The sequence below is a fragment of the Tardiphaga sp. genome, assembly GCF_028290785.1.
GTDB lineage: Bacteria > Pseudomonadota > Alphaproteobacteria > Rhizobiales > Xanthobacteraceae > Tardiphaga.
The window spans coordinates 19,323-43,615 of the sequence record NZ_JAQGJD010000120.1 but is presented as its reverse complement, the minus strand read 5'-3'; the positions used below and the strand labels follow the sequence as shown (position 1 = coordinate 43,615).

The 24,293-nt window shown below is 63.6% G+C and carries 24 protein-coding genes and 1 pseudogene; 13 read left to right on the top strand and 12 right to left on the bottom strand.

Features of this window, described 5'->3' with window-relative positions:
- Positions 1-72: 72 nt before the first annotated feature.
- Positions 73-1,158 carry an acyltransferase family protein gene (locus JWR89_RS06890; RefSeq protein WP_299713482.1) on the top strand — a complete coding sequence of 362 codons (1,086 nt, stop codon included), beginning with the start codon at positions 73-75 and terminating at the stop codon, positions 1,156-1,158.
- A gap of 3 nt (positions 1,159-1,161) precedes the next feature.
- Here JWR89_RS06890 and JWR89_RS06885 read toward each other — a convergent pair whose 3' ends face one another.
- Positions 1,162-1,764 carry a hypothetical protein gene (locus JWR89_RS06885; protein ID WP_299713480.1) on the bottom strand — a complete coding sequence of 201 codons (603 nt, stop codon included), beginning with the start codon at positions 1,762-1,764 and terminating at the stop codon, positions 1,162-1,164.
- Between the two features lie 139 nt (positions 1,765-1,903).
- Between JWR89_RS06885 and polA the strand changes: the two genes are divergently transcribed.
- The 3 genes from polA to JWR89_RS06870 all read left to right on the top strand — a co-directional run bounded on the left by polA (position 1,904) and on the right by JWR89_RS06870 (position 6,456).
- The gene (gene polA, locus JWR89_RS06880; RefSeq protein WP_299713479.1) at positions 1,904-4,987 is read left to right on the top strand and encodes a DNA polymerase I; all 3,084 of its coding nucleotides are present in this window, start codon (positions 1,904-1,906) and stop codon (positions 4,985-4,987) included.
- A gap of 46 nt (positions 4,988-5,033) precedes the next feature.
- A complete protein-coding gene (locus JWR89_RS06875; protein ID WP_299713477.1) occupies positions 5,034-5,672 on the top strand; it encodes a LysE family translocator in 639 nt (212 codons plus the stop codon).
- A 148-nt stretch (positions 5,673-5,820) separates the two neighbouring features.
- Positions 5,821-6,456, top strand: coding sequence for a LysE family translocator (locus JWR89_RS06870; protein ID WP_299713476.1), 636 nt, complete (start codon positions 5,821-5,823; stop codon positions 6,454-6,456).
- Between the two features lie 164 nt (positions 6,457-6,620).
- Here the strand turns inward: JWR89_RS06870 and JWR89_RS06865 are convergent, their stop codons facing one another.
- Together JWR89_RS06865 and JWR89_RS06860 are read right to left on the bottom strand one after the other, a co-directional pair.
- A complete protein-coding gene (locus tag JWR89_RS06865; RefSeq protein WP_299713473.1) occupies positions 6,621-7,247 on the bottom strand; it encodes a glutathione S-transferase family protein in 627 nt (208 codons plus the stop codon).
- 53 nt (positions 7,248-7,300) lie between these two features.
- Positions 7,301-8,209, bottom strand: a complete 909-nt coding sequence (locus JWR89_RS06860) for a LysR family transcriptional regulator (protein WP_299713470.1) — start codon at positions 8,207-8,209, stop codon at positions 7,301-7,303.
- 115 nt (positions 8,210-8,324) lie between these two features.
- Between JWR89_RS06860 and JWR89_RS06855 the strand changes: the two genes are divergently transcribed.
- From JWR89_RS06855 to JWR89_RS06835, 5 genes are all read left to right on the top strand, one after another.
- Positions 8,325-8,894 carry a chromate transporter gene (locus JWR89_RS06855; protein ID WP_299713467.1) on the top strand — a complete coding sequence of 190 codons (570 nt, stop codon included), beginning with the start codon at positions 8,325-8,327 and terminating at the stop codon, positions 8,892-8,894.
- Positions 8,891-9,421, top strand: coding sequence for a chromate transporter (locus tag JWR89_RS06850; RefSeq protein WP_299713464.1), 531 nt, complete (start codon positions 8,891-8,893; stop codon positions 9,419-9,421). Before JWR89_RS06855 ends, JWR89_RS06850 begins: the two co-directional genes overlap by 4 nt.
- A gap of 91 nt (positions 9,422-9,512) precedes the next feature.
- Positions 9,513-10,076, top strand: coding sequence for an orotate phosphoribosyltransferase (gene pyrE, locus JWR89_RS06845; protein ID WP_299713461.1), 564 nt, complete (start codon positions 9,513-9,515; stop codon positions 10,074-10,076).
- Positions 10,073-11,431, top strand: coding sequence for a sodium:proton antiporter (locus tag JWR89_RS06840; RefSeq protein WP_299713459.1), 1,359 nt, complete (start codon positions 10,073-10,075; stop codon positions 11,429-11,431). Before pyrE ends, JWR89_RS06840 begins: the two co-directional genes overlap by 4 nt.
- Positions 11,432-11,565: 134 nt before the next feature.
- Entirely contained in the window at positions 11,566-12,363 is a 798-nt protein-coding gene (locus JWR89_RS06835; protein WP_299713456.1) for a DUF2865 domain-containing protein, read from the top strand.
- Positions 12,364-12,414: 51 nt separating this feature from the next.
- Here the strand turns inward: JWR89_RS06835 and JWR89_RS06830 are convergent, their stop codons facing one another.
- Positions 12,415-12,846: a hypothetical protein gene (locus JWR89_RS06830; protein ID WP_299713453.1), complete on the bottom strand. Its 432-nt coding sequence runs from the start codon at positions 12,844-12,846 to the stop codon at positions 12,415-12,417.
- A gap of 244 nt (positions 12,847-13,090) precedes the next feature.
- Here JWR89_RS06830 and JWR89_RS06825 point away from each other — a divergent pair, with 244 nt between their 5' ends.
- Positions 13,091-14,233, top strand: a complete 1,143-nt coding sequence (locus tag JWR89_RS06825) for a hypothetical protein (protein WP_299713450.1) — start codon at positions 13,091-13,093, stop codon at positions 14,231-14,233.
- Between the two features lie 503 nt (positions 14,234-14,736).
- Here JWR89_RS06825 and JWR89_RS06820 read toward each other — a convergent pair.
- Together JWR89_RS06820 and JWR89_RS26290 are read right to left on the bottom strand one after the other, a co-directional pair.
- On the bottom strand, positions 14,737-14,928 hold the full coding sequence (locus JWR89_RS06820) for an antitoxin MazE-like protein (RefSeq protein ID WP_299713447.1): 192 nt from the start codon (positions 14,926-14,928) through the stop codon (positions 14,737-14,739).
- Between the two features lie 149 nt (positions 14,929-15,077).
- A pseudogene (locus JWR89_RS26290) lies at positions 15,078-15,158 on the bottom strand (DUF2283 domain-containing protein); the annotation flags it as partial.
- A 92-nt stretch (positions 15,159-15,250) separates the two neighbouring features.
- Between JWR89_RS26290 and JWR89_RS06810 the strand changes: the two are divergent.
- Complete coding sequence (locus JWR89_RS06810) at positions 15,251-15,721, top strand: hypothetical protein (protein WP_299713442.1); 471 nt, start codon at positions 15,251-15,253, stop codon at positions 15,719-15,721.
- 1 nt (position 15,722) lies between these two features.
- Here JWR89_RS06810 and lepA read toward each other — a convergent pair whose 3' ends face one another.
- On the bottom strand, positions 15,723-17,528 hold the full coding sequence (lepA, locus tag JWR89_RS06805; RefSeq protein WP_299713439.1) for a translation elongation factor 4: 1,806 nt from the start codon (positions 17,526-17,528) through the stop codon (positions 15,723-15,725).
- Between the two features lie 125 nt (positions 17,529-17,653).
- Between lepA and JWR89_RS06800 the strand changes: the two genes are divergently transcribed.
- A complete protein-coding gene (locus JWR89_RS06800) occupies positions 17,654-19,276 on the top strand; it encodes a glycosyltransferase family 39 protein (protein WP_299713436.1) in 1,623 nt (540 codons plus the stop codon).
- 9 nt (positions 19,277-19,285) lie between these two features.
- On the opposite strand, the gene JWR89_RS06795 is transcribed toward JWR89_RS06800, so the two are convergent.
- The 5 genes from JWR89_RS06795 to JWR89_RS06775 all read right to left on the bottom strand — a co-directional run bounded on the left by JWR89_RS06795 (position 19,286) and on the right by JWR89_RS06775 (position 23,300).
- Complete coding sequence (locus JWR89_RS06795) at positions 19,286-19,573, bottom strand: HPr family phosphocarrier protein (RefSeq protein WP_299713550.1); 288 nt, start codon at positions 19,571-19,573, stop codon at positions 19,286-19,288.
- Positions 19,574-19,623: 50 nt separating this feature from the next.
- Positions 19,624-20,025 carry a PTS sugar transporter subunit IIA gene (locus tag JWR89_RS06790; protein WP_299713548.1) on the bottom strand — a complete coding sequence of 134 codons (402 nt, stop codon included), beginning with the start codon at positions 20,023-20,025 and terminating at the stop codon, positions 19,624-19,626.
- Positions 20,026-20,155: 130 nt separating this feature from the next.
- Complete coding sequence (locus JWR89_RS06785; RefSeq protein WP_299713433.1) at positions 20,156-20,683, bottom strand: HPr kinase/phosphatase C-terminal domain-containing protein; 528 nt, start codon at positions 20,681-20,683, stop codon at positions 20,156-20,158.
- Positions 20,680-22,485, bottom strand: coding sequence for a sensor histidine kinase (locus tag JWR89_RS06780; RefSeq protein WP_299713430.1), 1,806 nt, complete (start codon positions 22,483-22,485; stop codon positions 20,680-20,682). The genes JWR89_RS06785 and JWR89_RS06780 overlap by 4 nt, the downstream gene beginning before the upstream one ends.
- Positions 22,486-22,598: 113 nt before the next feature.
- Positions 22,599-23,300: a response regulator transcription factor gene (locus JWR89_RS06775; protein ID WP_295845227.1), complete on the bottom strand. Its 702-nt coding sequence runs from the start codon at positions 23,298-23,300 to the stop codon at positions 22,599-22,601.
- A 216-nt stretch (positions 23,301-23,516) separates the two neighbouring features.
- On the opposite strand from JWR89_RS06775, the gene JWR89_RS06770 reads away from it, so the two are divergent.
- Entirely contained in the window at positions 23,517-24,254 is a 738-nt protein-coding gene (locus JWR89_RS06770; RefSeq protein ID WP_299713427.1) for a DUF2470 domain-containing protein, read from the top strand.
- Positions 24,255-24,293 lie beyond the last annotated feature (39 nt).

Below are 24,293 nucleotides of genomic sequence, written 5' to 3'. Positions count from 1 at the left end.
GGCGGAAAGGCAATAGAAACCGTTCGCCCCGATGATGCCGCAAAACAGGTTGGGCGGGCCAAAGGGACACTCATGACCAACAGCGGCACCTTTGCCGTCGCCGATCGGGCCGCGCTGTCGGGTTCCCCGGCGATCACATTGCCCGAACGGATCGACTGGGTCGATTACGCGAAGGGCATCTGCATCGTCATGGTGGTGATGATGCATTCGGTGCTGGGCGTCGAACTGGCGGCCGGCCAGACCGGCTTCATGCATGGGCTGGTGGCGTTCGCCAAGCCGTTCCGGATGCCCGACTTCTTCCTGATCTCCGGCCTGTTCCTGTCGCGCGTCATCGACCGCGACTGGCGCACCTATCTCGATCGCAAGGTGGTGCACTTCGTCTATTTCTACGTGCTGTGGGTGACCATCCAGTTCGCCTTCAAGGCGCCTGGTCTCGCCGCCGAGCACGGCAGCTGGGGCTACGTCGCGGCGCTGTACCTGGAATCCTACATCGAGCCGTTCGGCACGCTGTGGTTCATCTACATGCTGCCGGTGTTCTTCGTGCTCACCAAGGCGCTGCGCCGGGTGCCGCCATGCCTGGTGTGGAGCGTCGCTGCGCTGCTGGAGATGGTGCACGTGGCCACCGGCTGGACCATGATCGACGAGTTCAGCGCCCGCTTTGTGTATTTCTACTCCGGCTACCTGTTCGCCACCCGGGTGTTCGCGCTATCGGATCGCGCCCGCTCGAAGCCGGTCCAGGCGCTCGCCGGCCTCGCCGTATGGGCGGTGGTCAATGCCGCGCTGGTATATGACGGCTGCAGCGAATGGCCGGTGCTCTCGCTGATGCTGGGTTTCGCCGGCGCGGTCGCCATCGTCATGATGGGTACACTGCTGGCGAAGATGCAGTGGCTGGGCTTCCTGCGGTTCTGCGGCGAGCATTCCATCGTCATCTACCTCGCCTTCTTTCTGCCTATGGCGGCGGCACGTGCGCTACTGCTGAAATTCGCCCCTCTCGACATCGGCACGATTTCGCTGCTCGTCACCCTCAGCGGCCTTGTCGGCGCGCTGGCGCTCTGGCGACTGGCGCTGGCGGCGCATGCGAACTTCCTGTTCGAGCGCCCGGAGATGTTCTGGATCGCGCCCCGAAAGAAGCAACCGGAGCTGCAGCCGGCGGAGTAACCCTCACATCGCGGTCGGCTTTCCGACATCCAGCTTCACACCGTCCTTAAGCGCCGCCATCCTGCTGCGAAATCCATCCGCGTCGCCGAAATCGGCGAAACCGACGTAATGCGGGTGCGGCCCCAGCATGCGGCGGGCGTGCTTGATCGGGCACCAGTAAATCTCGGTACGCGCGGTGACCTCGCGGACGAAAGCGGCGACGCCGTTGCAATAGGAGCAATAGGCGCAGTTCACCTTTTCGATGATGTTGAGATAGGCCAGATGATGGCGATCGAACACGAGATAGTCCCGCCGCCGCACTTTCGGGATCCCGTAGGCGGGAAAGCAGATCGCCTGATAGGCCATCACCATCAGGTCGATGAGCACGAACGGGACGATCAGCGAATAGATCACCGGCGCGGTCAGCACGATCAGCGGGTTGGCGTTCAGGAGATATTTCGATGCCCGCACCTTGATGGCGCGCTGCAACGCCTCGATGTCGTGTTCGAACACGATTTTGCGGTTCTCGAAGCGGAAGCGCAGCTCCTCGCGCCGTCGCGCCAGCTCGGTCTCGATCTCGGCTTCCAGGGCCTTCATCTTCTCCATCAGCAGATCGAGCTCGGGCATTGCTGTTTCCTTCGGTGGCGACCAGTCGCGCAGGGGCTCATGGAACAGGCGTGGATGCAACCAATTCCATGCAAAATTCCAGCGGGATGGGCCGTCCGGCGGGGTGTCATTCCCCGCCGGAAATCTCTAAATTGCGGCCATGCCAAAAACATCCGAAACAACCGCCGCCCAGCCCGTCACCGTGAAAGCCCTGTCGAAGGGCGACCATGTCTTCCTGGTCGATGGCTCGTCCTACATCTTCCGCGCCTATCACGCGCTGCCGCCGCTGACCCGCAAGTCGGACGGGTTGCAGGTCAACGCCGTGCTCGGTTTCTGCAACATGCTGTGGAAGCTGCTGCGCGATATGCCGCCGGACAACCGGCCGACCCATCTGGCGATCATCTTCGACAAGTCCGAGGTGACGTTCCGCAACAAGCTGTATCCGGAATACAAGGCGCACCGGCCGCCCGCGCCGGACGACCTGATCCCACAATTCGCGCTGATCCGTGATGCGGTGCGCGCCTTCGACCTGCCGAGCATCGAGCAGGGCGGCTTCGAGGCCGACGACCTGATCGCCACCTATGTGCGCGAGGCCTGCGAACGCGGCGCCACCGCGACCATCGTGTCGTCCGACAAGGACCTGATGCAGCTCGTCACCGATTGCGTCGTCATGTACGACACCATGAAGGACCGGCGGCTCGGCATTGCCGAGGTGATCGAGAAATTCGGCGTGCCGCCCAACAAGGTGGTCGAGGTGCAGGCGCTGGCCGGCGATAGCGTCGATAACGTCCCCGGCGTGCCTGGCATCGGCATCAAGACCGCGGCGCAGCTGATCAACGAATATGGCGACCTCGAAACGCTGCTCGCCCGAGCCTCCGAGATCAAGCAGCCGAAGCGGCGGGAATCCTTGATCGAACACGCCGAGAAAGCGCGAATCTCGCGGCAGCTCGTTTTGCTCGACGACAAGGTGGCGCTCGATGTGCCGCTGGATGAGCTTGCGGTGCACGAGCCCGACGCGCGAAAGCTGATCGCATTTTTGAAGGCGATGGAGTTCTCCACCCTGACGCGACGGGTCGCGGAATATTCGCAGATCGATCCCAGCGATGTGGAGGCCGAAGGCGGCGTGGCCGGCAAGCGCCGCGATGGCAGTGACTGGAATGCCGACCTACTTTCTGCTCCCTCTCCCCTTGCGAGGGAGGGCAGCGGTGGGGAGTCCACAGACGCCGGCGTTCCGGGCTCACCCCCATCCCTATCCCTCCCTCGCAAGGGAGGAGGGAATGCCCGCAATGGCGGCGCCGTCAGCGCTCACACCACCGGTCAAGGCGCCAAGCAACAGCTCACCACCATCTCGCTTGCCGCCGCCCGCGCCGCCGCCGCGCGAAAACTCCCGGTCGATCGCGACGCCTACAAGCCCGTGCGCACGCTGGCCGACCTGAACACTTGGATCGCCCGCATCCTCGATACCGGCCATGTCGCGTTCGAAGCGAAAGCCTCGTCGATCGATCCGATGCAGGCCGATCTGGTCGGCATCGCGCTGTCGCTTGGCCCGAATGACGGCTGCTACGTGCCGCTGAATCACAAACAGTCCGGCGACGCCGCCGGCCTGTTCGCCTCGGGGCTGGAGCCCGACCAGATCCGAGCCGCCGACGCGCTGGAAGCGCTGAAGCCGCTGCTCGAATCTCCGGGTCTCCTCAAGATCGGCTTCAATATCAAATTCACCGCGGTGCTGCTGGCGCAGCATGGCATTGCCATTCGCGATGCCGACGACGTGCAACTGATGTCCTACGCGCTCGATGCCGGGCGCAACGCCCATGGCCTCGATGCGCTGGCGGAAATCTGGCTCGGCCACAAGATGCTGAGCTATGGCGAGGTGATCGGCTCCGGCAAGGCCAAGATCGCCTTCGACCAGGTCACCATCGACCGCGCCACCGCCTATGCGGCGGAAGACGCCGACGTATTGCTGCGGCTGTGGCGCGTACTCAAACCGCGACTGGCTGCCGAGCACATGACCACCGTCTATGAGACGCTGGAGCGCCCGCTGATCTCCGTGCTGGCGCGAATGGAGCGCCGGGGCATCTCGATCGACCGCCAGGTGCTGTCGAAACTCTCGGCCGATTTCGCGCAGACCGCGGCGCGCATCGAGGCGGAGATTCGCGAGATCGCCGGCGAAGAGGTCAATATCAGCAGCCCGAAGCAGCTCGGCAACATCCTGTTCGGCAAGATGGGCCTGCCGGGCGGCTCGAAGACCAAGACCGGCGCGTGGTCGACCTCGGCGCAGATACTCGACGACCTCGCCGAACAGGGCCACGAATTCCCGCGCAAAATTCTCGACTGGCGGCAGGTGTCGAAGCTGCGCTCGACCTACACCGACGCGTTGCCGAATTACGTGCATCCGCAGACCCACCGCGTCCACACGACGTATGCGCTGGCCGCCACGACCACCGGGCGGCTGTCGTCGAACGAGCCCAATCTGCAGAACATCCCGGTGCGCACCGAGGACGGCCGCAAGATCAGGCGCGCCTTCATCGCCGCACCCGGCCACAAGCTGGTATCGGCGGACTATTCGCAGATCGAATTGCGGCTGCTGTCGGAAGTCGCCGACGTCCCGGCGCTGCGCACCGCGTTCCAGGAAGGCATCGACATCCACGCGATGACTGCGTCGGAAATGTTCGGCGTGCCGGTCAAGGACATGCCGGCTGACATCCGCCGCCGCGCCAAGGCGATCAATTTCGGCATCATCTACGGCATCTCGGCGTTCGGTCTCGCCAACCAGCTCAGCATTCCCCGCGAGGAGGCCGGCGCCTACATCAAGAAATACTTCGAGCGCTTCCCGGGCATTCGGGCCTACATGGATCAGACGCGGGATTTCTGCCGCGCCAACGGCTATGTGGAAACCCTGTTCGGCCGCAAGTGCCACTACCCGGACATCAAGGCCTCGAACGCCTCGATCCGCGCCTTCAACGAACGCGCCGCGATCAATGCGCGTCTGCAGGGCACCGCCGCCGACATCATCCGCCGCGCCATGGTGCGGATGGAAGAAGCTTTGGCGGAAAAGAAGCTGTCGGCGAAAATGCTGCTGCAGGTTCACGACGAACTGATTTTCGAAGTCCCCGACGACGAAGTGGCGGCGACGCTGCCGGTGGTCCAGCACGTCATGCAGGACGCACCGTTCCCGGCGGTGCTGCTGCACGTGCCGCTGCAAGTCGATGCCCGCGCAGCCAACAACTGGGAAGAGGCGCATTGAGCTTCGGCTCTTCCCAGTGTCCGAATAATTCGTCGAGCGGGCGCGAATGAGCATCTCCGATATCAGCCCGCTGCTGGCTTTTGCACTTACCGCGACAATCATCGAAATCACGCCCGGGCCCAACATGGCCTATATCGCGACGTTGTCGCTCTCGCACGGGCGGCGCGTCGGCTTCGCCGCCGTGGCCGGCATCGCTCTAGGGCTCATGACCTACGGCATCGCGGCAGCGCTCGGGCTCGCCGCGCTGATCGACCGCTCGCGCTGGCTCTACGAAGCGCTGCGATGGGCCGGCGTTGCCTATCTGGTGTGGCTCGCCTGGAACGCCTGGTCGAACGAAAGCGAAACCGCCGACGCCGTCGGGGCCGCGGACCACCAGCCCTGGCGTGCGTTCCGGCGCGGGCTGGTCACCAACCTGCTGAATCCCAAGGCCGCGATCTTCTACGTTGCGGTGCTGCCCGAGTTCGTTCGGGTCGATGGCGGCCCCGTGGTCACGCAAACGCTGCTGCTGAGCGTTCTCTATGTTGGCATCGCGACGGCGATCCATATGGGCGTCGTCCTGCTGGCGGGAGGCCTGCAAGGCACGATCGCGACACCCGACCGCCGCCGCACCGTTCGTCGCGGCCTGGCCCTCGTGCTGCTCGGCATCGCGATCTGGTTCGCCCTGACCAGCGGCCGATCTCACTGATCCCGCGGCTTGCTCATCTCACCCTGACGTGCAGCACCAGCACAATGGTCGCGGGTTTGAAACTTTCCATCAAACACGGCACATATTTCGAACTGGCATCGCATCGCCGCCAACGGTAGAAATGCAGCATTCTTCGACGAGGTCATTTATGCCCCACATCACCTCCCTGCTCGCTTTCGCCCTCGTTTCGCTCGGCATGGTGCTGACGCCCGGCCCGAACATGATCTACTTGATCTCGCGCTCGATCACGCAAGGTCCGGCGGCCGGCATGGTGTCGCTCGGCGGCGTGGCGCTGGGATTCGTGTTCTACATGCTATGCGCGGCGTTCGGCATCACCGCGCTGCTGTTCGCCGTGCCGTATGCCTATGACGCCCTGCGTCTGGCGGGGGCCGCCTATCTGCTATGGCTGGCGTGGCAGGCGCTGAAGCCGAACGGCCGCTCGCCGTTCCAGGTGAAAGAGCTCGCCGTCGATGGCCCGCGCAAACTGTTCGCGATGGGGTTTGTCACCAACCTGCTCAATCCGAAGATCGCGATGCTGTATCTGGCGTTGCTGCCGCAGTTCATCGATCCCGCCGTGGGCAGCGTGCTGACGCAGTCGCTGGCGCTGGGCTCGGTGCAGATCGTCATCAGCGTCGGCGTCAACGCTTTGATCGCATTGGGCGCCGGCTCGATCGCGTTATTTCTCGGCGAACGGCCGACCTGGCTGAAGCTGCAGCGCTGGCTGATGGGCACCGTGCTCGCCGGCCTCGCCGTGCGGATGGCGCTGGAGACGAAGCGGAGCTGAACTCTGCTTCCTTCTCCCCTTGTGGGAGAAGGTGCCTTCGCGAAGCGAAGACGGATGAGGGGTAACCGCAAGCGCGAAGTTTGTGGTCACCCCTCACCCGTCTCAATCACACTTCGTGCGATTGAGACACCCTCTCCCACAAGGGGAGAGGGAAGAAAGCAACCTCAATCCAGCTTCACTTCAAACCCGCGCTTCACACCGGGCCGCGCCATCAGCGTTTCGTACCAGCGCGCGACATGCGGGAAGTCATCCAGCGCCACCTTGTGGCGCTCATGCCGCCAGGCCCAGCCAAGAATCGCAAAATCCGCTATCGACAACTCGCCCGCGACGAATTCGTGGGTCGCGAGACGACGGTCCAGCACGCCGTACAGCCGCCTCGTCTCGTCGGAATAGCGCTTCAGCCCGTAAGCGCGGTCGGCCTCGTTTTCCAGCGCGATGAAATGATGTACCTGGCCGGGCATCGGGCCAAAGCCCCCCATCTGCCACATCAACCATTCGTAGACCGGGATTCGCTCGAGCAGCGGCTTGGGTAGGAATTTGCCGGTCTTCTCGCCGAGATAGAGCAGGATCGCGCCGGACTCGAAGACGCTGACTGGCACCCCGTCGGGCCCTTCGGGATCGACGATGGCCGGGATCTTGTTGTTCGGGCTGATCGCCAGAAACTCCGGCTTCATCTGCTCGCCCTTGCCTATGTGCACCGGGAACGGCTTGTAGGGCAGCCCCATCTCTTCCAGCGCGACCGAGATCTTGCGGCCGTTCGGCGTATTCCAGGTGTGCAGTTCGATGGTCATGTGGGCCTTTCGCTGGCGTACTTCGGAAAGCAAAATCCGTCTTTAGCAGCGCGTTACTGCTCGCGCACCATTTGCCTAATCTGCGCGATCAAACGTATCGCCGCGCCGGATGGATGCTCCTCGCGCCACGCCAGATGCAGCGGCGCAACCATGCCGTCGGCACCGGCCAGCGGAATATAGGCGATGCCCTCGGTGTCGAGACGGCGCATCGATTCCGGAATGATCGAGATGCCCAGTCCGGCAGCTACCAGACTGAGCGTTGACAGCATGCGCGGCGCTTCCTGGCCGATCCGGGGGCTGAACCCTGCGGCACGGCAGGCGGCGATGATGGTATCGTACAGGCCCGGCCCGGTCGGGCGGCGATATAGAATAAAAGTCTCGTCCGCCAGCCTGGCCAGCGCGATGCTTTTCGGCGCGCGCTTGCTGGCCAGCGGATGATGCGCCGGTAGCGCCACCAGCATTTTCTCCTGGAGCAGAGGTTCGATCCGGATTCCCGCGGTGTCTCCCAAGGGAACACGGAGAAAGGCGACGTCGAGCTGGTCTTTTTGCAGGGCCGCGATCAGTTCGCCGGTGCTGCTCTCCTCGAGCAGCAAATCGACCTGCGGCGAGGCCTGCCGGAACGCCCGCACCACGGCTGGGATCAGCGGATGAAACGCCGCGGAGCTGGTGAAACCGACCGCGAGCCGGCCCTGCTCGCCACGTGCGGTGCGCCGCGCCGCTTCCACTGCATGTTCGACCTGCGTGATCACCAAACGCGCTTCGGCGAGAAAGACGCGGCCGGCTTCGGTCAATTCGACCCCGCGCGGCAGCCGATTCAGCAGAGCCACGCCGATCTCCGCCTCCATCGCCCGTATCTGCTGGCTAAGCGGAGGCTGCTGAATGCCGAGCCGCAGCGCGGCGCGGGTCACATGGCCCTCTTCAGCCACGGCGATGAAATAGCGAAGGTGGCGCAGGGCGATCATACTCATACTTTTTTGATATGGAATATGCCTGAAGCATATATTAGACATACACCCCGACGGAGCGTAGGTCGATCCCATCCAACGGCCCATCCGTCGTCGGACAGCGGAGAATTCCATGGACGCCGCCACCGCCCCCCCGACCGACGTCACGATCCCCGAGCCGCCGACGATCGGTGAGTTGTTCACCGGCTTTCTCCACCTCGGCCTGATTGGCTTCGGCGGCGTACTGCCGATGGCCCGGCGGATGGTGGTAGAGAAGCGGCGCTGGTTGACACCCGCCGAATTCATCGACCTGCTCGGCCTGTGCCAGTTCCTGCCGGGCGGCAACATCATCAACCTGTCGGTGGCGATCGGACTGCATTTTCGTGGCGTTGCCGGCGCGGTAGCGGCGCTGGTCGGGCTGCTCGCCGCACCTTCCGCCATCGTCATCCTGCTCGGCGTGATCTACGAGAGACTCAAGGACGATCCGCGGGTCGAGCACTTGTTCGCCGGCCTCGCCGCCGCGGCGGCCGGCCTGCTGGTGGCGATGGCCATCAAGATTGCGCTGCCGCTGCGCAGACCGGTCGGCATCGTCATCGCCGTATCGTGCTTCGTGGCAATCGCGATCCTGCGGCTGCCGCTGCTGCCGACCATGGTGGTACTGGCCTCGCTCAGCATGCTGGCCACCTGGAAATTCCAGAAATGACCGCGGTGCTGCTGGCGCTGGCCGCGATCTTCGCCGAACTGTCGCTGCTTGCCTTCGGCGGCGGCAACACCATTCTGCCGGAAATGCAGCGCCAGGTGGTGGACGTGCATCACTGGATGTCGGCGCGGGACTTCAGCGCCATGTACGCGCTGGCGCAGGCCGCCCCTGGGCCTAACATGATGGTGGTGACGCTGATCGGCTGGCGCGTCGCGGGCTGGTCCGGCGTTCTCGTCGCCTCGCTGGCCAAGTTCGGGCCGTCCTCGATCCTCACCGGCGTGGTGCTGCAGGTCTGGAAGCGCTTCAAGGATCACCCTTGGCGCCGCATCGTGCAGCAGGGGCTGGTTCCGATGACCGTCGGGCTGGTCGCGGCCTCGGCCGCGCTGATCAGCCACGCCTCCGACCATGAATGGAGCCTGGCCGTCATCACCGCGCTGGTGGCACTCACGGCGTTCACCACCAAGATTCACCCGCTATGGCTGCTGGCGGCCGGCGCGCTGGCCGGATTGAGCGGAATCGGCCTGCCGTAAGGCCGGTTGAGTGTTGACGGGCGCCTCCCGGCTCTGGAATGTCCAGGCCGCGACCGGTAGGTTGCCTGACATCCCAGCGAAAGAGACCGCCTTGTCCAAATTAGCCGCCCGCGCCCGCCTGTTCGACATCATCCACGACCGCTCGTTCGGCTATGGCGAGATCACGCTGGCCTCGGGCCGCAAGAGCAACTTCTACTTCAACCTGAAGCCGACGATGTGCGACCCCGAAGGCGCCGCCCTGCTGGCCGAGCTGACCTTCGACGCGCTGCGCGAGGATCGACTGGATTACGTCGGCGGGCTGGAAATGGGCGCGGTGCCGCTGGCCGGCGCCATTGCGCAGCTGTCGTGGCTGAAGAATCACCCGATCGCCGCGTTCTTCGTCCGCAAGAAGCCGAAGGAGCACGGCGCCCGCCTCGGCGTCGAAGGCCTCGCCAGGGGCGAGACGCTGCAGGGCAAGCGCATCGTCATCGTCGAGGACGTCACCACCACCGGCGGCTCCGCCATCAAGGCGCTGGACGCGGTACGCGAGGCCGGCGGCGAGGTGGTGCTGGTCTATACGATGGTGGATCGCGAGGAAGGCGCCGCCGAGAATTTCGCCAAGGCCGGCGTGCCGTTCCGCTCGCTCTACAAGGCTGCGGAATTCCTCAAGATATGATCGAGGCCGCGCATCTCGATGGCGCGGCGCTGAGCTGGATCTGGGCGCTGCCTTTTGCCGGCATCCTGCTCTCGATCGCCACCGGGCCGGTGCTGTACCCTCATCTGTGGGAGCACCACTATGGCAAGTTTGCCACGGTCTTCGCGGCCCTCGTGGTGATCCCGCTGTTGCTCGTCGTCGATTTGCACACGGTGGCTTCCACGCTCTCCCACACGGTGCTGCTGGAGTACCTACCCTTCATCCTGCTGCTGCTGGCGCTGTTTACCGTGGCCGGCGGCATCTATGTGGAAGGCAACCTGCATGACAGTGCCTTCACCAATACCGCCTTGCTTGGCGTTGGCGCGCTGATCGCCAGCGTGGTCGGCACCACCGGCGCGTCGATGATCCTGATCCGGCCGCTGATCCGCGCCAATGACGACCGCCGCTTCAACGCCCATGTCGTGGTGTTCTTCATCTTCCTGGTCTCCAACATCGGGGGATCGCTGACCCCGCTCGGCGACCCGCCGCTGTTCCTCGGTTTCCTCAAGGGCGTAGATTTCTTCTGGACCACCAGGCATCTGTTGCCGGAAACGTTGTTCGCCGCCGGGCTGGTGCTGGCGGTGTTCATGGCACTCGACGTCTATCTGCATCACCGCGAGGGCAACTTTCCGAAGAAAGCCGATCCGACGCCGGATTCGCCGCTACAGCTGCATGGCAAGGTCAACCTCGTGCTGCTCGCGGTGATCATCGCCGCGATCCTGATGAGCGCGAGCTGGAAGCCGGGCGTCTCCTTCACCCTGTTCGGCACCACCCTGCAGCTGCAGGACCTGCTGCGTGACCTGATCTTCGTCGCGGTCACCGTCGCCTCGATGAAGCTGACCAATGCCGGGCATCGCGCCGCCAACGCGTTCGCCTGGGGCCCGATCCAGGAAGTCGCGATCCTGTTCGCCGGGATTTTCGTCTGCATCGTGCCGGTGATGGCGATGCTGCAAGCCGGCGCGAATGGGGCCTTCGCGCCGCTGATCGCGCTGGTCAGCCATGCCAACGGTGCGCCGAACATCCCGGCCTATTTCTGGCTGACCGGCGGGCTGTCGTCGTTCCTCGACAATGCGCCGACCTATCTGGTGTTTTTCGAGCTGGCTGGCGGCGATGCCAAGACGCTGATGACGTCCGGCGCGGCGACGCTGGCAGCGATCTCCGCCGGCGCGGTGTTCATGGGCGCCAACACCTATATCGGCAACGCGCCGAATTTCATGGTCTACGCCATTGCCCGCGACGCCGGCGTGAAGATGCCGAGCTTCTTCGGCTATATGCTGTGGTCGGGCGCCGTCCTGATCCCGGTCTTCCTGCTGATGACGTGGGTATTTTTCGGCTAGATCCGGCTGGCGCTCACACCTCGTTTACCATACCGCCGTAATGTGGAACCGTGCCGGGCGACATCCGCCCGGCCTGTGCCGTTGCGGAGCAAGCGTTGCGTCAACATCGGAATTTTTCGCGGATCGGCCGCCCTTTGGCGCTATTGATCGCCCTCGCTTTGGCGGCCCCCGTGGCGCTGAGCCCGCGTCTGGCATCGGCAGAAGGCTTCTTCGATTTCCTGTTCGGCGGCGGCCCGCCCCAGAAGCAACAGCCGCGCAAGGGCGCGCCGCCGGAAACCAGCTTTTTCGCCGATCCGTTCGGCCTCAATACCCCGGCCCCGCCATCGCCGCGCCCGATGCAGAGCGCCGGCGGCGGCGGCTCCGGTCCATCGTTCTGCGTGCGCAGTTGCGATGGCAAGTATTTTCCGCTGGGCCGCAGCGCCAGCCCGGCGCAGATGTGCCAGGCGTTCTGCCCGGCCAGCACGACAAAAGTGTTCTTCGGCAGCAACATCGACGGCGCCTCGTCGGCGAACGGCGAGCGCTACGCGGATTCCGAAAATGCCTTCGCCTATCGCAAGGCATTGAAGCCTGACTGCACCTGCAACGGCCGCGATCCTGCCGGCCTCGCGCCGGTCGACCTGACGCTCGACTCGTCCCTGCGTCCCGGCGACGTGATCGCCACCACCAACGGCCTGGTCGCGTTCTCCGGCGTCCGCACCGGCAACGGGCAGACCGCCGAATTCACCCCCGTCTCGTCCTATCCGGGCCTGACCTCGGACGTCCGTGCCCGACTCGGCGAGATGAAGGTGGCGCCGGTGTCCGCCGAGATGATCACCGACGAAGCCCCGATGCCGGAAAGCGCGGTGCCCGCCGCCGCCGTTACGGTGGTGCCAAAGCGCGCGCCTACCGCGGCCAAGCCAGTGGCCAGCGGCAAGCGCGCCGAGATTGACTGACGGCACGCACGCTCACCTCGCGTGTCCCTGACATGAACTGCGCTTAAACCATCATCGCCCGACGATGACGCCGATCACATTCGGCGCGGACATGTACTTGTCCTCGATCGCGGCGCGCGCGGCGGCGCGATTTTCCGGCGTCAGCAAGCCGCGCTTCTCCGCCAAAATCATCCAGCAATATCCCCACCAGTCGGTCAGCATGCCCTCGTCGTCGATCAGGTCGTAGCCCTGCTCGGCGGCGAAGATCCGGGCATGGGCCTCGTCCAGCGAATCCAGCCAGGCGTGGTCTTCGAGCGAGAACAACTCGTCGCTGAAATCATCGGTGGTGTAGCCCCACACCGAGAGGCAAACCGCGTTAAATTCGCGGTCGATCTGGTCGTCATCGATGTGATGGCGCCGTGCCACCTGATGCAGCCGCGACAGCGAACGGGCGAAGTCTGCGATCCGGGTGAGCGCAAACTGATCGAAGGCAATGGTGGACATGTAGTCCTCGCAGATTGGGACAGACCCTAGGTATGGGCGGCGCACCCGCCGAATCGTAACGATATATCAAAGACTTGCTAAAATGTTCTTAATTTGTTCTACGACGGCGCCGGTCCTCCTCCACGAGCAATCCATCCGGAAATCAATGGTTTACGCAGCCTTGTCTGTCCAGGCGGCCGGCCTTATCAATATCAACCTAAGGATGATCTTAAGGGCCGCATATCTCGCATTGAGGGAGAAGCAGATGCCTGTCATCGACGCTGCGCGTGCTGACGCCATTCAGGTGATTGAAACGCTGCAGCAGCGTTACACGCCCGGTGTCAAAGAGCCGGATAGCGAGTTCTCGAAAGAATTCTTTAAAAAGATGACGGCCGGTATCGGGCTTCCCGACAATTTCGAGGCCGAATATCAAAGCAATCTGCTCGACGTCAAAAAGAGAATGTTCAGCAGATACGAAAACCCGACCTGGTTCATGCTGGTGTCGCAGTTTTCGGAACGGATTGAAAAAGCCCTCGATAAGCAGGCACCGGATAAAAAGCGCAAAAAGATTCTTTTCGGGACGCTGCACACCGGCCGCATCAACGGTGTAGCGATCGGGACCAAGAATCCCGAGTACTACGTCATCCTTCTGGAGAGCGGACTGTTCGGCTTTGCAAACCTGTTGGCCAAGGGCGTGGCCCAGGCATTCCCGCAAGGCGAAAAGAAGAGCGACGGCAGCTTTTCGATCTCGACCAAGATGGACAAGGTTAAACAAAATATCCAGGCCGATGACGATATCGCAACCCGCCTTGTCGACCTCGTCATGGCCTACATCGTCGCCGGCGATCCGCACGCCGCAAGACCGTATTTGCCGAAAAAGGAATACGTCGCACTGATCTCGATCTGGCGTGACGCGATGGAGTATTTTGTGTTGGCGCACGAATACGGCCACGCGGTCAGCGGCCACCTGGAAGCGTCGCCTGCGACCGCGACGTCGGAAGGCAATGAAATCCCCTCAAGCTGGAAAGAGGAATTCGAGGCGGACTATGTGGGTTTGGTCACCACCTTGAATATTCTCATGGAAGACCGCTTGAGCCCCAGCCTGACCTATGCCGGCGTCGAGGCGTTCTTCCTCGGGCTGGAATTGATCGAGCGAGCACTGGCGGTTTTTCAGGGCCGGGAGATACGGGAACATGGAACGGCGAGTCATCCACCAGCCATGATGAGAAGAGAAGCCATGCGGCATTGGCTGCGCCAGGGGCTTCCCGAGCAGGAAAGCAAGTCCGCGATCCAGCTGGCGGATATTTTCCAGGAGGTGATCGAACTGATATGGCCGCGCCTCGAGGCCACGCTTCGCGAAGGCCAGAGGCGAGGCGCCCAGATTCATCCGATGTGGACGAACTACTAGTCGCGCCGGCATTCGTCAAAGTCGTTTCGGTTTGCTGTTGCGCCGGCAGCGCGGAGCGACACGCACGTGCGCGGTCCTCCGCTTCGATGAGGGCGCGGACAACCCTGTCCCGATTTCCATCGCCAAAATGGAGCGCCGGGAGGCGCCAGGGGTTTGCGAGACCCCTTGAAGCAGGCCTTGCGAGGGCCCGCTTGCACGTCAGCACCGCGGGGGTGCGAACCCCGCGAAGGAGACGCGCGCGTTACGGCATCGGCGGGGTTGCGAAGCCCGCCGCGCGAACGCTGCGCCTCCCGGCGCTCCACCAGCATCGCCCGGAGGCGGCGCTGCGGCCGGTTCGCCGGGCGCCGTGTCATGAGCACGGAGCGAGCGGACGGGCTGGAGCGGACGATAGTTATTCGAGGATTAAAGTCAAGAATGAATTTAGCCGTAGGCGGATTAGCGAAGCGTAATCCGCTACCGCGCGGAGGAGCGGCGCAATACGCTTCGCTATTGCGCCCTACGGCCTAATCGCCTTCGTCGGGTGGCTCAGCAAACCCATTCTCATCCCACGCTCCCCAACTGTCGTAATCGACCATGGTCTCCAGCCAGTCGTCGATCGCGTCGTTCTTAGGGTGCACCGCCATGAGTGCGGCTTCGCGGCGCAATTCCTCAACAAATGCCGGATCCCGCATTTGCGCCGCAACGCGCTCGCGCAACGAGAGGGCGGGTGGGTCAATTGGCGGCGTCGGGAGCGACTGCGCAGGACGAGGTGCGTTTTTTTCCAGTCTCCGAGCGCGAGAACATTGCTGGCGCAGAGGATTTCGATACCGAGGATGTGGCCGGATGCGTCCACATCGTAGATGAACGGGCCAGCTTCTTCGGTGTGATTGTAGTTGCCTTGGCCGATACGGAAATAGACCGCATCGGCGTCGGGATCGTATGTCATCTCGGTCATGACGGCAGGCTCGCGCTTTGGTTGAGTATAAAAGCGGTATATCAGATCATCTCGTTTTGGGCAGGGAGGTAGTAGGAGCCAAAATGACGAAAGATATAGAACGTATCAAAGAGATTTTGGCTGCGATAAAGCCTCTTGCCGCAGAGTATTATCAACTAACAGGGAAGCCGTTAGGCGTAACCGGCGAAATCGCGGAATATGCAGTGGCCGAAAAGTTGAATTTGACGCTCGTTCCGCCGCGCATGGCAGGCCATGATGCCATTCGTAAGACAAAGAACGGTAATGAGCGGATACAGATCAAAGGGCGAGCCTTTGATAAGACGTTGAAACGCAGTCAGCGAATTGGAAGAATCAAAATTGATGCTGCTTGCGATAAAGTAATTTTAGTTCTGCTTGACAACGCTACTCTTGAGCCGACCGAAATGTGGGAGTCTTCATACAAACAAGTCGTCGATCACCTAGAAAAGCCTGGTTCTAAAGCACGTAACGAGCGCGGCAGTATGAGTGTCAGCGCTTTTAAAGCATTTGCGCGGCATATCTGGCCGTTGAGCTAACTCAGCTATCCACCTTCAGCGCCGCAATAAACGCTTCCTGCGGAATTTCGACCTTGCCGAACTGCCGCATCTTCTTCTTGCCTTCCTTCTGCTTCTCCAGAAGTTTGCGCTTGCGGCTGATGTCGCCGCCGTAGCACTTGGCCGTCACGTCCTTGCGCATCGCGCGGACGGTTTCGCGGGCGATCACCTTGCCGCCGATCGCGGCCTGGATCGGGATCACAAACATGTGCGGCGGGATCAGGTCCTTCATCTTCTCGACCATGGCGCGGCCGCGGCCTTCGGCGCGATTGCGATGCACCAGCATCGAGAGCGCATCGACCGGCTCGGTGTTGACCAGGATCTGCATCTTCACCAGATCCGCCGCCTTGTAGTCGGTGACGTGATAGTCGAACGAGGCGTAGCCCTTGGAGATCGACTTCAGCCGGTCGTAGAAGTCGAACACCACCTCGTTGAGCGGCAGGTTGTACTTCACCATGGCGCGGGTGCCGATATAGGTCAGCTCCTTCTGCGTGCCGCGGCGGTCCTGGCACAGCTTCAGCACAGAGCCGAGATATTCGTCGGGGGTCAGGATCGTCGCCTCGATCCACGGCTCCTCGATCTCGGCGATCTTCACCACGTCGGGCATGTCGATCGGATTGTGAATCTCGATCTCGCTGCCGTCCGTCAAGTGCATCTTGTAGATCACAGAGGGCGCGGTCGCGATCAGGTTGAGATCGAACTCGCGCGATAGGCGTTCCTGGATGATCTCCAGATGCAGCAGGCCCAAAAATCCGCAGCGGAAGCCAAAGCCGAGCGCGGCGGAGGTTTCCATTTCGAACGAGAAGCTGGCGTCGTTGAGCCGGAGCTTGCCCATCGCGGCGCGCAGCGTTTCGAAGTCGTCAGCATCGACCGGGAACAGGCCGCAGAACACCACCGGGACGGCGGGCTTGAAGCCCGGCAGCATCTCGGTGATCGGATGGCGGTCGTCGGTGATGGTATCGCCGACGCGGGTGTCCGCGACTTCCTTGATGCCGGCGGTGATGAAGCCGATCTCGCCAGGGCCAAGTTCTTCAACCACGGTCATCTTCGGCGTGAAGTAGCCGACGCGCTCCAGGTCATAGGCGGCGTTGGTGCCCATCATGCGGATGCGCTGGCCCTTCTTCATCACGCCATCGACGACGCGAACCAGCACCACAACGCCGAGATAGACGTCGTACCAGGAGTCCACCAGCAGCGCCTTCAGCGAGGCGTCGCGGTCGCCCTTCGGCGGCGGCAGCCGGTGCACCACCGCTTCCAGCACCATATCGATGCCGATTCCCGTTTTCGCCGAGATCATCACTGCGTCGGAAGCGTCGATGCCGATGACGTCCTCGATCTGCTGTTTGACCTGGTCGGGTTCGGCGGCGGGCAGATCGATCTTGTTGAGCACCGGCACGATCTCGTGGCCGGCATCGAGCGCGTGATAGACGTTGGCGAGGGTCTGCGCTTCCACGCCCTGGGAGGCATCGACCACCAGCAGCGAGCCTTCGCAGGCAGCCAGCGAACGCGAGACCTCATACGCGAAGTCGACGTGGCCGGGCGTGTCCATCAAGTTGAAGATGTACTCCTTGCCGTCCTTGGCGAGGTAGTTCAGCCGCACCGTCTGCGCCTTGATGGTAATGCCGCGCTCGCGTTCGATGTCCATCGAATCGAGCACCTGCTCCTTCATCTCGCGCGCCTGCAGGCCACCGGTCGTCTGGATCAGACGGTCGGCGAGGGTCGACTTGCCATGATCGATGTGGGCGACGATGGAGAAGTTGCGGATGTTCGAAATCGGGACGGTTGTCATGGGCGCGGGATAGCATTCGCGCCGTGATGCGGCAACCTTATTGCGGGTTTTGGCCGGGATCTGGAGGCGATTCGCCTCACGGCATCCTGATTCCACTGCGGCCCGAAACGCGCTAGGCAGGGCCCATGATCAAAGCCGTTTCACGACCCGCCGCGCGTCCGCGCCTCCGCTCGCTCGGCCGCCGCGGCGCCGGGCGCCTGATCGCCTGGGCGCAGGATGCGCGCCTCGGCACGCTGCTGGTTTCCGGCTTTGTGCTCGCCCACGTGGTGCTGTGGACGGCGATCCTGACCCAGCTCAAGGCGGCGCAGGACGTTCACTTCGACGTCGCCGAGGCGTTCGCCTGGGGGCAGAAGCTGCAGCTCGGCTATGGCAAGCACCCGCCGCTGTCGGGCTGGGTCGCCGGCGCCTGGTTCAGCCTGTTTCCGCCGACCGACTGGTCGACCTACGCCCTCGCCATGGCCACGGTCGGCGCCGGCATGGTGATCTGCTGGCACATCGCGTTGCGGGTGGTGGATCGCCGCCGTGCCTTCTTCGTGGTGGTGATGCTGGCGCTCTATCCGATCTTCAATTTCAAGGGCTTCAAATACAATCCCGACCTGCTGCAACTGGTAACGCTGCCGCTGGTGGTACTGGCCTATCTCGACGCCTTCGACAAACGCACGCTGCGGTCCGGCGTATGGCTGGGCCTCGCTGGCGCGCTGGCGCTGATGACCAAATACTGGGTGGTGACGATGATCGGCGCCGTCGGGCTGGCGGCGCTGATCCATCCGGCGCGGGTGCTGTTCCTGCGTTCGCCGGCGCCGTGGGCCGCGATCGTGACCATGGTGGCGGCGATGATCCCGCACTTCATCTGGCTGCGCGAGGTCAACTTCGCGCCGTTTCTCTATGCCGGCGATTCCTATGCGATCTCGACCCATGCGCAGAGCCTGCAGCTCGCGCTGGGCTACATCGGCCATAACCTGGCCCTGCTGGCGCTGCCGGTGGTGCTGGCCGCGTTGGCGCTGGCGTGGAGCCCGCGCTGGTGGAGCCTGCCGTTCCGCGACGTCAGGACGTTCTTCGCGCGGCCGTGGTCGATGCGGGACAATCCCGGCGTGCGGCGCGACCAGGCGCTGAACATCTGGCTGATCCAAGCCATCGTCGCCGTCGGGCCGCCGCTCGGTGCATTTGCGTTCGGGATCTATATCAAGACCGACTGGGGCATCTCGCTGTTCTTCCTGGTGCCGCTGGCGGTGATGGCAATCCCGTCGCTGCAGGTACCGCGCGCGGCCTTGATGCGGCTCACCGCCACCTGGCTGGTGCTGACCCTGGCGACGCTGGCCCTGTCGCCGCAGATCGCCGTCGCCACCCTGCCGCGCAACGCCAGCGGCAGCTTCACCCACGGCTCGCATTCGCAACTGGCCCGCGCGTTGACCGACCTCTGGCACCAGCGCTTCCATTCGCCCTGGAAGGTGGTGGCCGGCTATACCGATGTCGGCGAGCCGATGACCTTCTACAGCCCGGACCATCCGATGCCGCTGACGCCCAACGAGCCGTGGCCGTCCGGCCTGACCTCGCTGGACGGGGCGCAGCGCGAAGGCTTCATCGGCGTCTGCGAAGTCGGCGACTGGAAACAGGCCACCTGCGACGCCTGGATGAAGGACAACGCTGCACAGGGCGAGCGGATGGTGATCACCACGCGGCGGTTCTTCAAGGGCATGGCGGGGGCGCCGACGGCATGGAACGTGGTGATCGTGCCGCCGGGGAAATAGGAGACGAGGCTACTCTTCGCCGAACTTGTTCCCGACCAGCTCGGCCAGCGCGTCGATGGCCGCCTGGGCATCGGGGCCGATGGCGGAGACCATGATGGTCGTGCCGGGCCCGGCGGACAGCATCATCAGGCCCATGATGGAAGTGCCGCCGACGCTTTCGCCGTTGCGGGTGACGGTGACCTCGGCATTGAAGCGCTCGACCATCTGCACGAACTTGGCGGACGCCCGCGCATGCAGGCCGCGCTTGTTGATGATGGGCAATTCGCGGGAAACGGGACTCGAGCCCGTGCCGATCATCTCGGGCGCTGTCGCACCATCGTTCGGGTTGGCTTCGTCGGTCCCGTCGCTCATTTGCCGGCGAGGACGCGGCTGGCGATGGTGACGTATTTGCGGCCGGCTTCCTGGGCGGCGGCGATCGCCTCGGGCAGCGGCATGTCGGCGCGCACCTTGGCAAGCTTCACCAGCATCGGCAGGTTGATGCCGGCGAGCACTTCGACCTTCGGTCGGCTCATGCAGGAGATCGCCAGGTTCGACGGCGTGCCGCCGAACATGTCGGTGAGGATCGCGACGCCGGCGCCGCTGTCAACGCGCGCGACCGCTTCGATTATGTCACTGCGACATAAATCGGAGTCATCTTCAGCGCCAATCGTGACGGCTTCAATTTGCTTTTGTGGACCCATTACGTGTTCAAGCGCCGCCTTAAACTCGTCGGCAAGGCGCCCATGGGTCACAAGTACTAGACCAATCATCGGAAACTCCTCGTGGGTGCTTTTGGTGCACCGCACGAAAGGGCCACTTTGACCATCCAGAGCCCTCATGCAAGGGGACTCTTCGCGTTTCTCCCTTAAAATGCGATCTAATGGGGGAGCCGGCGCGGGTCTATTCGGTGGCGATAGTGGGACTAATATGGTTACCAATTCCCTTCGAACAATCGTCCATCGGGTCGAGCGACGTTGAACTTTCGATGGTGGTCAGGGCCGCAACGACCATCAACAAGGCCGAAAAGCCGGCCCCGACCGGAATCCGGGGCAATTCGACGCCGTGCACGGTCGTTCGGAGCGCCTCAGGCGCCGGCAGCCGGGCGGCGTCGGCAGCCTCAAGGTCGATCACCAGCCCAACCATGGCCTCTGCGGCAAAGTCGAGCCGCCGGATGCCGAGACCGCGAATCTCGATCAGCCCGGCCAGTTCCGGCACCGGGCGGACCCAGAGCCGTCTGCTCTTTGCCTCCGCGAACAGCCGGTCGTCGCCCACCAGCATCGCCTCCGGGATCTGACCGGCCTGGCCGGCCAGGATCAATTCGAACACTAGCCGGGACTTGCCGGCGCCCGACGGGCCACGGATCAGTACGGCGCGGTCGCCGACCAGCACGGCCGAGGCATGGATGCTGAGGCTTGCCGCGGCGGTCATGTGGCGGGCAGCCGGACCACGAAACGGGCGCCGTGGACCGGGATCTCACCCTCGGCATCAATCGGGCCGATGCGGTTCTCCGCCCAGATCTTGCCGCTGTGCGCCTCGACGATCTGCTTCGAGATCGACAGCCCCAGGCCGGAGTTCTGGCCAAAGCCCTGGTGCGGCCGGTCGGTGTAAAAGCGCTCGAAAATCCGCTCCAGCGCGTCGGGCTCGATGCCCGGGCCATCGTCATCGACCAGGATTTCGATGCTGGATTTCAGCCGGCGGCAGACGATCCGCACCTTGCCACCAGGCGTCGAGAACGACTGCGCATTGACCAGCAGGTTGGAAATCACCTGGCCAAGCCGGGAATCATGCCCGGGCACCGAGAAGGTATCGACCGCCGGTCCCTCGAAGCGGATTTCGACGCCGACGTCATGGCCGAGCTTGGTCTCGTTGGCCACCGAGGTCAGCGTGGTCAGCAGCCGGCGCATATCGACCGGCGCTACGTCGTTGCGCTGCAGCTCGGCGTCGAGCCGGCTGGCGTCGGAAATGTCGGAGATCAGCCGGTCGAGGCGTTTCACGTCGTGCTCGATCACCGCCAGCAGGCGGGCGCGGCTGTTTTCATTCCTGGCAAGCGGCAGGGTTTCGACCGCCGAGCGCAGCGAGGTCAGCGGGTTCTTCAATTCATGGGAGACGTCGGCGGCGAACATCTCGATCGCCTCGATGCGGTTGTACAGGGCATCGGTCATGTCCCGCAGCGCGCCGGACAGATGACCAATCTCGTCGCGTCGGTTGGTGAAATCGGGAATTTCGACGCGGGTGCGAATGCGGCGACGAACCCGCTCGGCGCTGTCCGCCAAACGCCTGACAGGACCGGCGATGGTTGAGGCGAACAGCAGGGATAGCGCGATCATCACCACCGCGGCGACCGCGAACACTTTCAGGATCGCGAGCCGTTCGGCGGTGACCATCTGATCGATGTCATCGCCTTGCGTCGACAGCATCAGCGAGCCGTGCACCGCGCGAAACCGCTGCACCGGCACCGCGACCGAGACGATCACCTCGCCGCGGTCGTTGATGCGCACCATGCTGCTCTTCACGCCATCGAGTGACTGGGCGACTTCCTGGTAGCCGTTGCCGTTCTCCGGACCGAGCTCGCGGTATAGCGGCAGGTCGCCGCGGTTCAGCCAGGTGCGCACCGCGATCATGGCGCGCTCGGCGAAGCCCGGCTTTTCGCTGGACGGCGGCGGCAGTTCGAAGCGCAACACATCGCCGCGGCCATACAGGCTGCGGCTGTCGAGGATCAGCACGCCATCACGGTCGTAAATTCGGGCGCGCGTCTTGGTCGGCGAGATCAGCCGCCGCAGCACCGGTGCGACCCGCTCCGGATTGATCGGGAAATCCAGCCCGGACAGTTCGTCCGGCGCGCCATAGGTTTCGCCGGGCTTGAGGTCGAGCAGCCGGTCGGGATCGATGGTGATGGTGTTGGTTTCGACGGTGGCGGAGGCGGCGATGGCGCCGGCGATGATTTCGCCCTGCACCAGCAGGCTCTGGGCGCGGGCGTCGATCAATCCGGCGCGGAACTGCGACAGATAGAGAATGCTCGCCACCAGCGCGATCAGGCCGGCGAGGTTGAGGGAGACGATGCGGCGAGTCAGGCTGGAGAACGTCAGCGCAACGAAAAAACGTCGCAGACTGCGCAGCCAGTTCAGCGGCCGCTGCCATCCGCGAGTCTCGGTATCGACGTCGGTCTCGGTTGCCAACGGCGACGTGCCATCGACATCCGGGTTTCCATCAGGCTGCGTTCGATCCAGCAATGCCAAAACTGTCCGGTTGTTTGCGATACGTCTCGCGCTGCGCGCCTTGCGCCGCAGTCTACGCCATGCCGGCGGGGCCGTCAGGCCCCAACCGCCGCCCCGACCCGCTCCGATCAGGTTTCCTTGAATCGGTAGCCGACGCCGTACAGCGTCTCGATCATTTCGAAGTCGTCATCGACGACCTTGAACTTCTTGCGCAGCCGTTTGATGTGGCTGTCGATGGTGCGGTCGTCCACATAGACCTGGTCGTCATAGGCGGCGTCCATCAGGGCGTTGCGGCTCTTTACGACGCCGGGCCGGGTGGCCAGCGCCTGCAGGATCAGGAATTCGGTGACCGTCAGGGTAACGGCCTCGTTCTTCCAGGTGCAGGTGTGGCGCTCCGGATCCATCCGCAACAACCCGCGGTCGAGCGCCTTGGCGTCGGTTTCCTTCGGCGTGGCAGTCGGGTCCTTCGGCGCGGCGCGGCGCAGCACGGCTTTGACCCGCTCCACCAGCAGGCGCTGCGAGAATGGTTTGCGGATGAAATCGTCGGCGCCCATCTTGAGACCGAACAATTCGTCGATTTCCTCGTCCTTGGAGGTCAGGAAGATCACCGGCAGGTCGGACTTCTGGCGCAGGCGACGCAGCGTCTCCATGCCGTCCATGCGGGGCATCTTGATGTCGAGGATCGCCAGGTCGGGCGGGCTGGTTCGGAAGCCGTCAAGCGCCGACGCGCCATCCGTATAGGTCATGATGCGGTAGCCCTCGGCCTCCAGCGCGATCGATACGGATGTGAGAATGTTGCGGTCGTCGTCGACCAAAGCGATTGTGGGCATGAGCCTGCTTTCCGAAGCGGGAGGGGCGGACGCGAACGATTTCGTCGTTCCGCCGTAAGGTGGCCTTAAGAGCACAGTCAACGAGCAATGCAAGCTAGGCCGAAATGTGACCGAGTTCCATGAACGTGTCACCGGGGTGTAGGTTCCAATGCTGATATAGCCACTGGATGGGCCGAGAAAAAGGCAGTTTTTGTAATGAAAGTCTGGATTTAACCGATGCAGCCGACCCCTAATTTCGATCCTTCCCGGGTCGCCCGCTCGTTGCTGCGGCGAAGCCGGCAGGGCGCGCTGGCAACGCTGATGGCGGGGAACGGCGATCCCTATTGCTCTCTCGTCAATCTGGCCAGTGCGCCCGATGGCTCGCCGGTCCTGCTGATTTCACGGCTGGCGCTGCACACCCGCAATATCCTCGCCGATCCCCGGGTATCACTGATGCTCGACGAACGTGCGCCCGGCGACCCGCTTGAGGGTGCCCGGATCATGCTGGCCGGGCTGGCCGAGCTAGCCGGCGATGACCAGACCGCCCATCTGCGGCAGCGCTATCTCAGCGTCCATCCCACAGCGGAAGTGTTTGTGAACTTTAATGATTTTGCATTTTTCCGGATCGCGCCCAAGGCCGCGCACCTGGTCGCGGGCTTCGGCCGGATCGTCGATCTCGCCCCCGAGCAATTTCTGACCGACCTGACCGACGCCGAAGCGGTGCTCGGGGCCGAAGCGGAGGCGGTTGCCCATATGAATGCCGACCACCGGGACGCGCTGGGCCTCTATGCCACGAAGCTGCTCGGCGCTCCGGCCGGCGACTGGCGCTGCACCGGCTGCGACCCCGATGGCCTCGACCTGCAGGCCGGCTCATTGGTGGTGCGGCTGGATTTCCCGCGACGGATCGCCACCCCTGCTGCGCTGCGGCAGGTGTTGCGCTACCTGGCCGAGCAGGCGCGGGCGGCCGGGAATTGAGCGGGATCAAGGCGGTAACGCGATAACCAAATATGACAG

Coding starts and splice junctions, on each gene's coding strand:
- JWR89_RS06875 (WP_299713477.1), top strand. CDS start 5,034: ATGAGCATCTCCGATATCAGCCCGCTGCTGGCTTTTGCACTTACCGCG.
- JWR89_RS06795 (WP_299713550.1), bottom strand. CDS start 19,573: ATGATCGGCACGGGCTCGAGTCCCGTTTCCCGCGAATTGCCCATCATC.
- lepA (WP_299713439.1), bottom strand. CDS start 17,528: ATGACAACCGTCCCGATTTCGAACATCCGCAACTTCTCCATCGTCGCC.
- JWR89_RS06830 (WP_299713453.1), bottom strand. CDS start 12,846: ATGTCCACCATTGCCTTCGATCAGTTTGCGCTCACCCGGATCGCAGAC.
- JWR89_RS06810 (WP_299713442.1), top strand. CDS start 15,251: ATGACGAAAGATATAGAACGTATCAAAGAGATTTTGGCTGCGATAAAG.
- JWR89_RS06870 (WP_299713476.1), top strand. CDS start 5,821: ATGCCCCACATCACCTCCCTGCTCGCTTTCGCCCTCGTTTCGCTCGGC.
- JWR89_RS06775 (WP_295845227.1), bottom strand. CDS start 23,300: ATGCCCACAATCGCTTTGGTCGACGACGACCGCAACATTCTCACATCC.
- JWR89_RS06860 (WP_299713470.1), bottom strand. CDS start 8,209: ATGATCGCCCTGCGCCACCTTCGCTATTTCATCGCCGTGGCTGAAGAG.
- JWR89_RS06850 (WP_299713464.1), top strand. CDS start 8,891: ATGACCGCGGTGCTGCTGGCGCTGGCCGCGATCTTCGCCGAACTGTCG.
- JWR89_RS06825 (WP_299713450.1), top strand. CDS start 13,091: ATGCCTGTCATCGACGCTGCGCGTGCTGACGCCATTCAGGTGATTGAA.
- JWR89_RS06890 (WP_299713482.1), top strand. CDS start 73: ATGACCAACAGCGGCACCTTTGCCGTCGCCGATCGGGCCGCGCTGTCG.
- JWR89_RS06790 (WP_299713548.1), bottom strand. CDS start 20,025: ATGATTGGTCTAGTACTTGTGACCCATGGGCGCCTTGCCGACGAGTTT.
- JWR89_RS06770 (WP_299713427.1), top strand. CDS start 23,517: ATGCAGCCGACCCCTAATTTCGATCCTTCCCGGGTCGCCCGCTCGTTG.
- JWR89_RS06800 (WP_299713436.1), top strand. CDS start 17,654: ATGATCAAAGCCGTTTCACGACCCGCCGCGCGTCCGCGCCTCCGCTCG.
- JWR89_RS06885 (WP_299713480.1), bottom strand. CDS start 1,764: ATGCCCGAGCTCGATCTGCTGATGGAGAAGATGAAGGCCCTGGAAGCC.
- JWR89_RS06785 (WP_299713433.1), bottom strand. CDS start 20,683: ATGACCGCCGCGGCAAGCCTCAGCATCCATGCCTCGGCCGTGCTGGTC.
- JWR89_RS06855 (WP_299713467.1), top strand. CDS start 8,325: ATGGACGCCGCCACCGCCCCCCCGACCGACGTCACGATCCCCGAGCCG.
- JWR89_RS06865 (WP_299713473.1), bottom strand. CDS start 7,247: ATGACCATCGAACTGCACACCTGGAATACGCCGAACGGCCGCAAGATC.
- JWR89_RS06840 (WP_299713459.1), top strand. CDS start 10,073: ATGATCGAGGCCGCGCATCTCGATGGCGCGGCGCTGAGCTGGATCTGG.
- polA (WP_299713479.1), top strand. CDS start 1,904: ATGCCAAAAACATCCGAAACAACCGCCGCCCAGCCCGTCACCGTGAAA.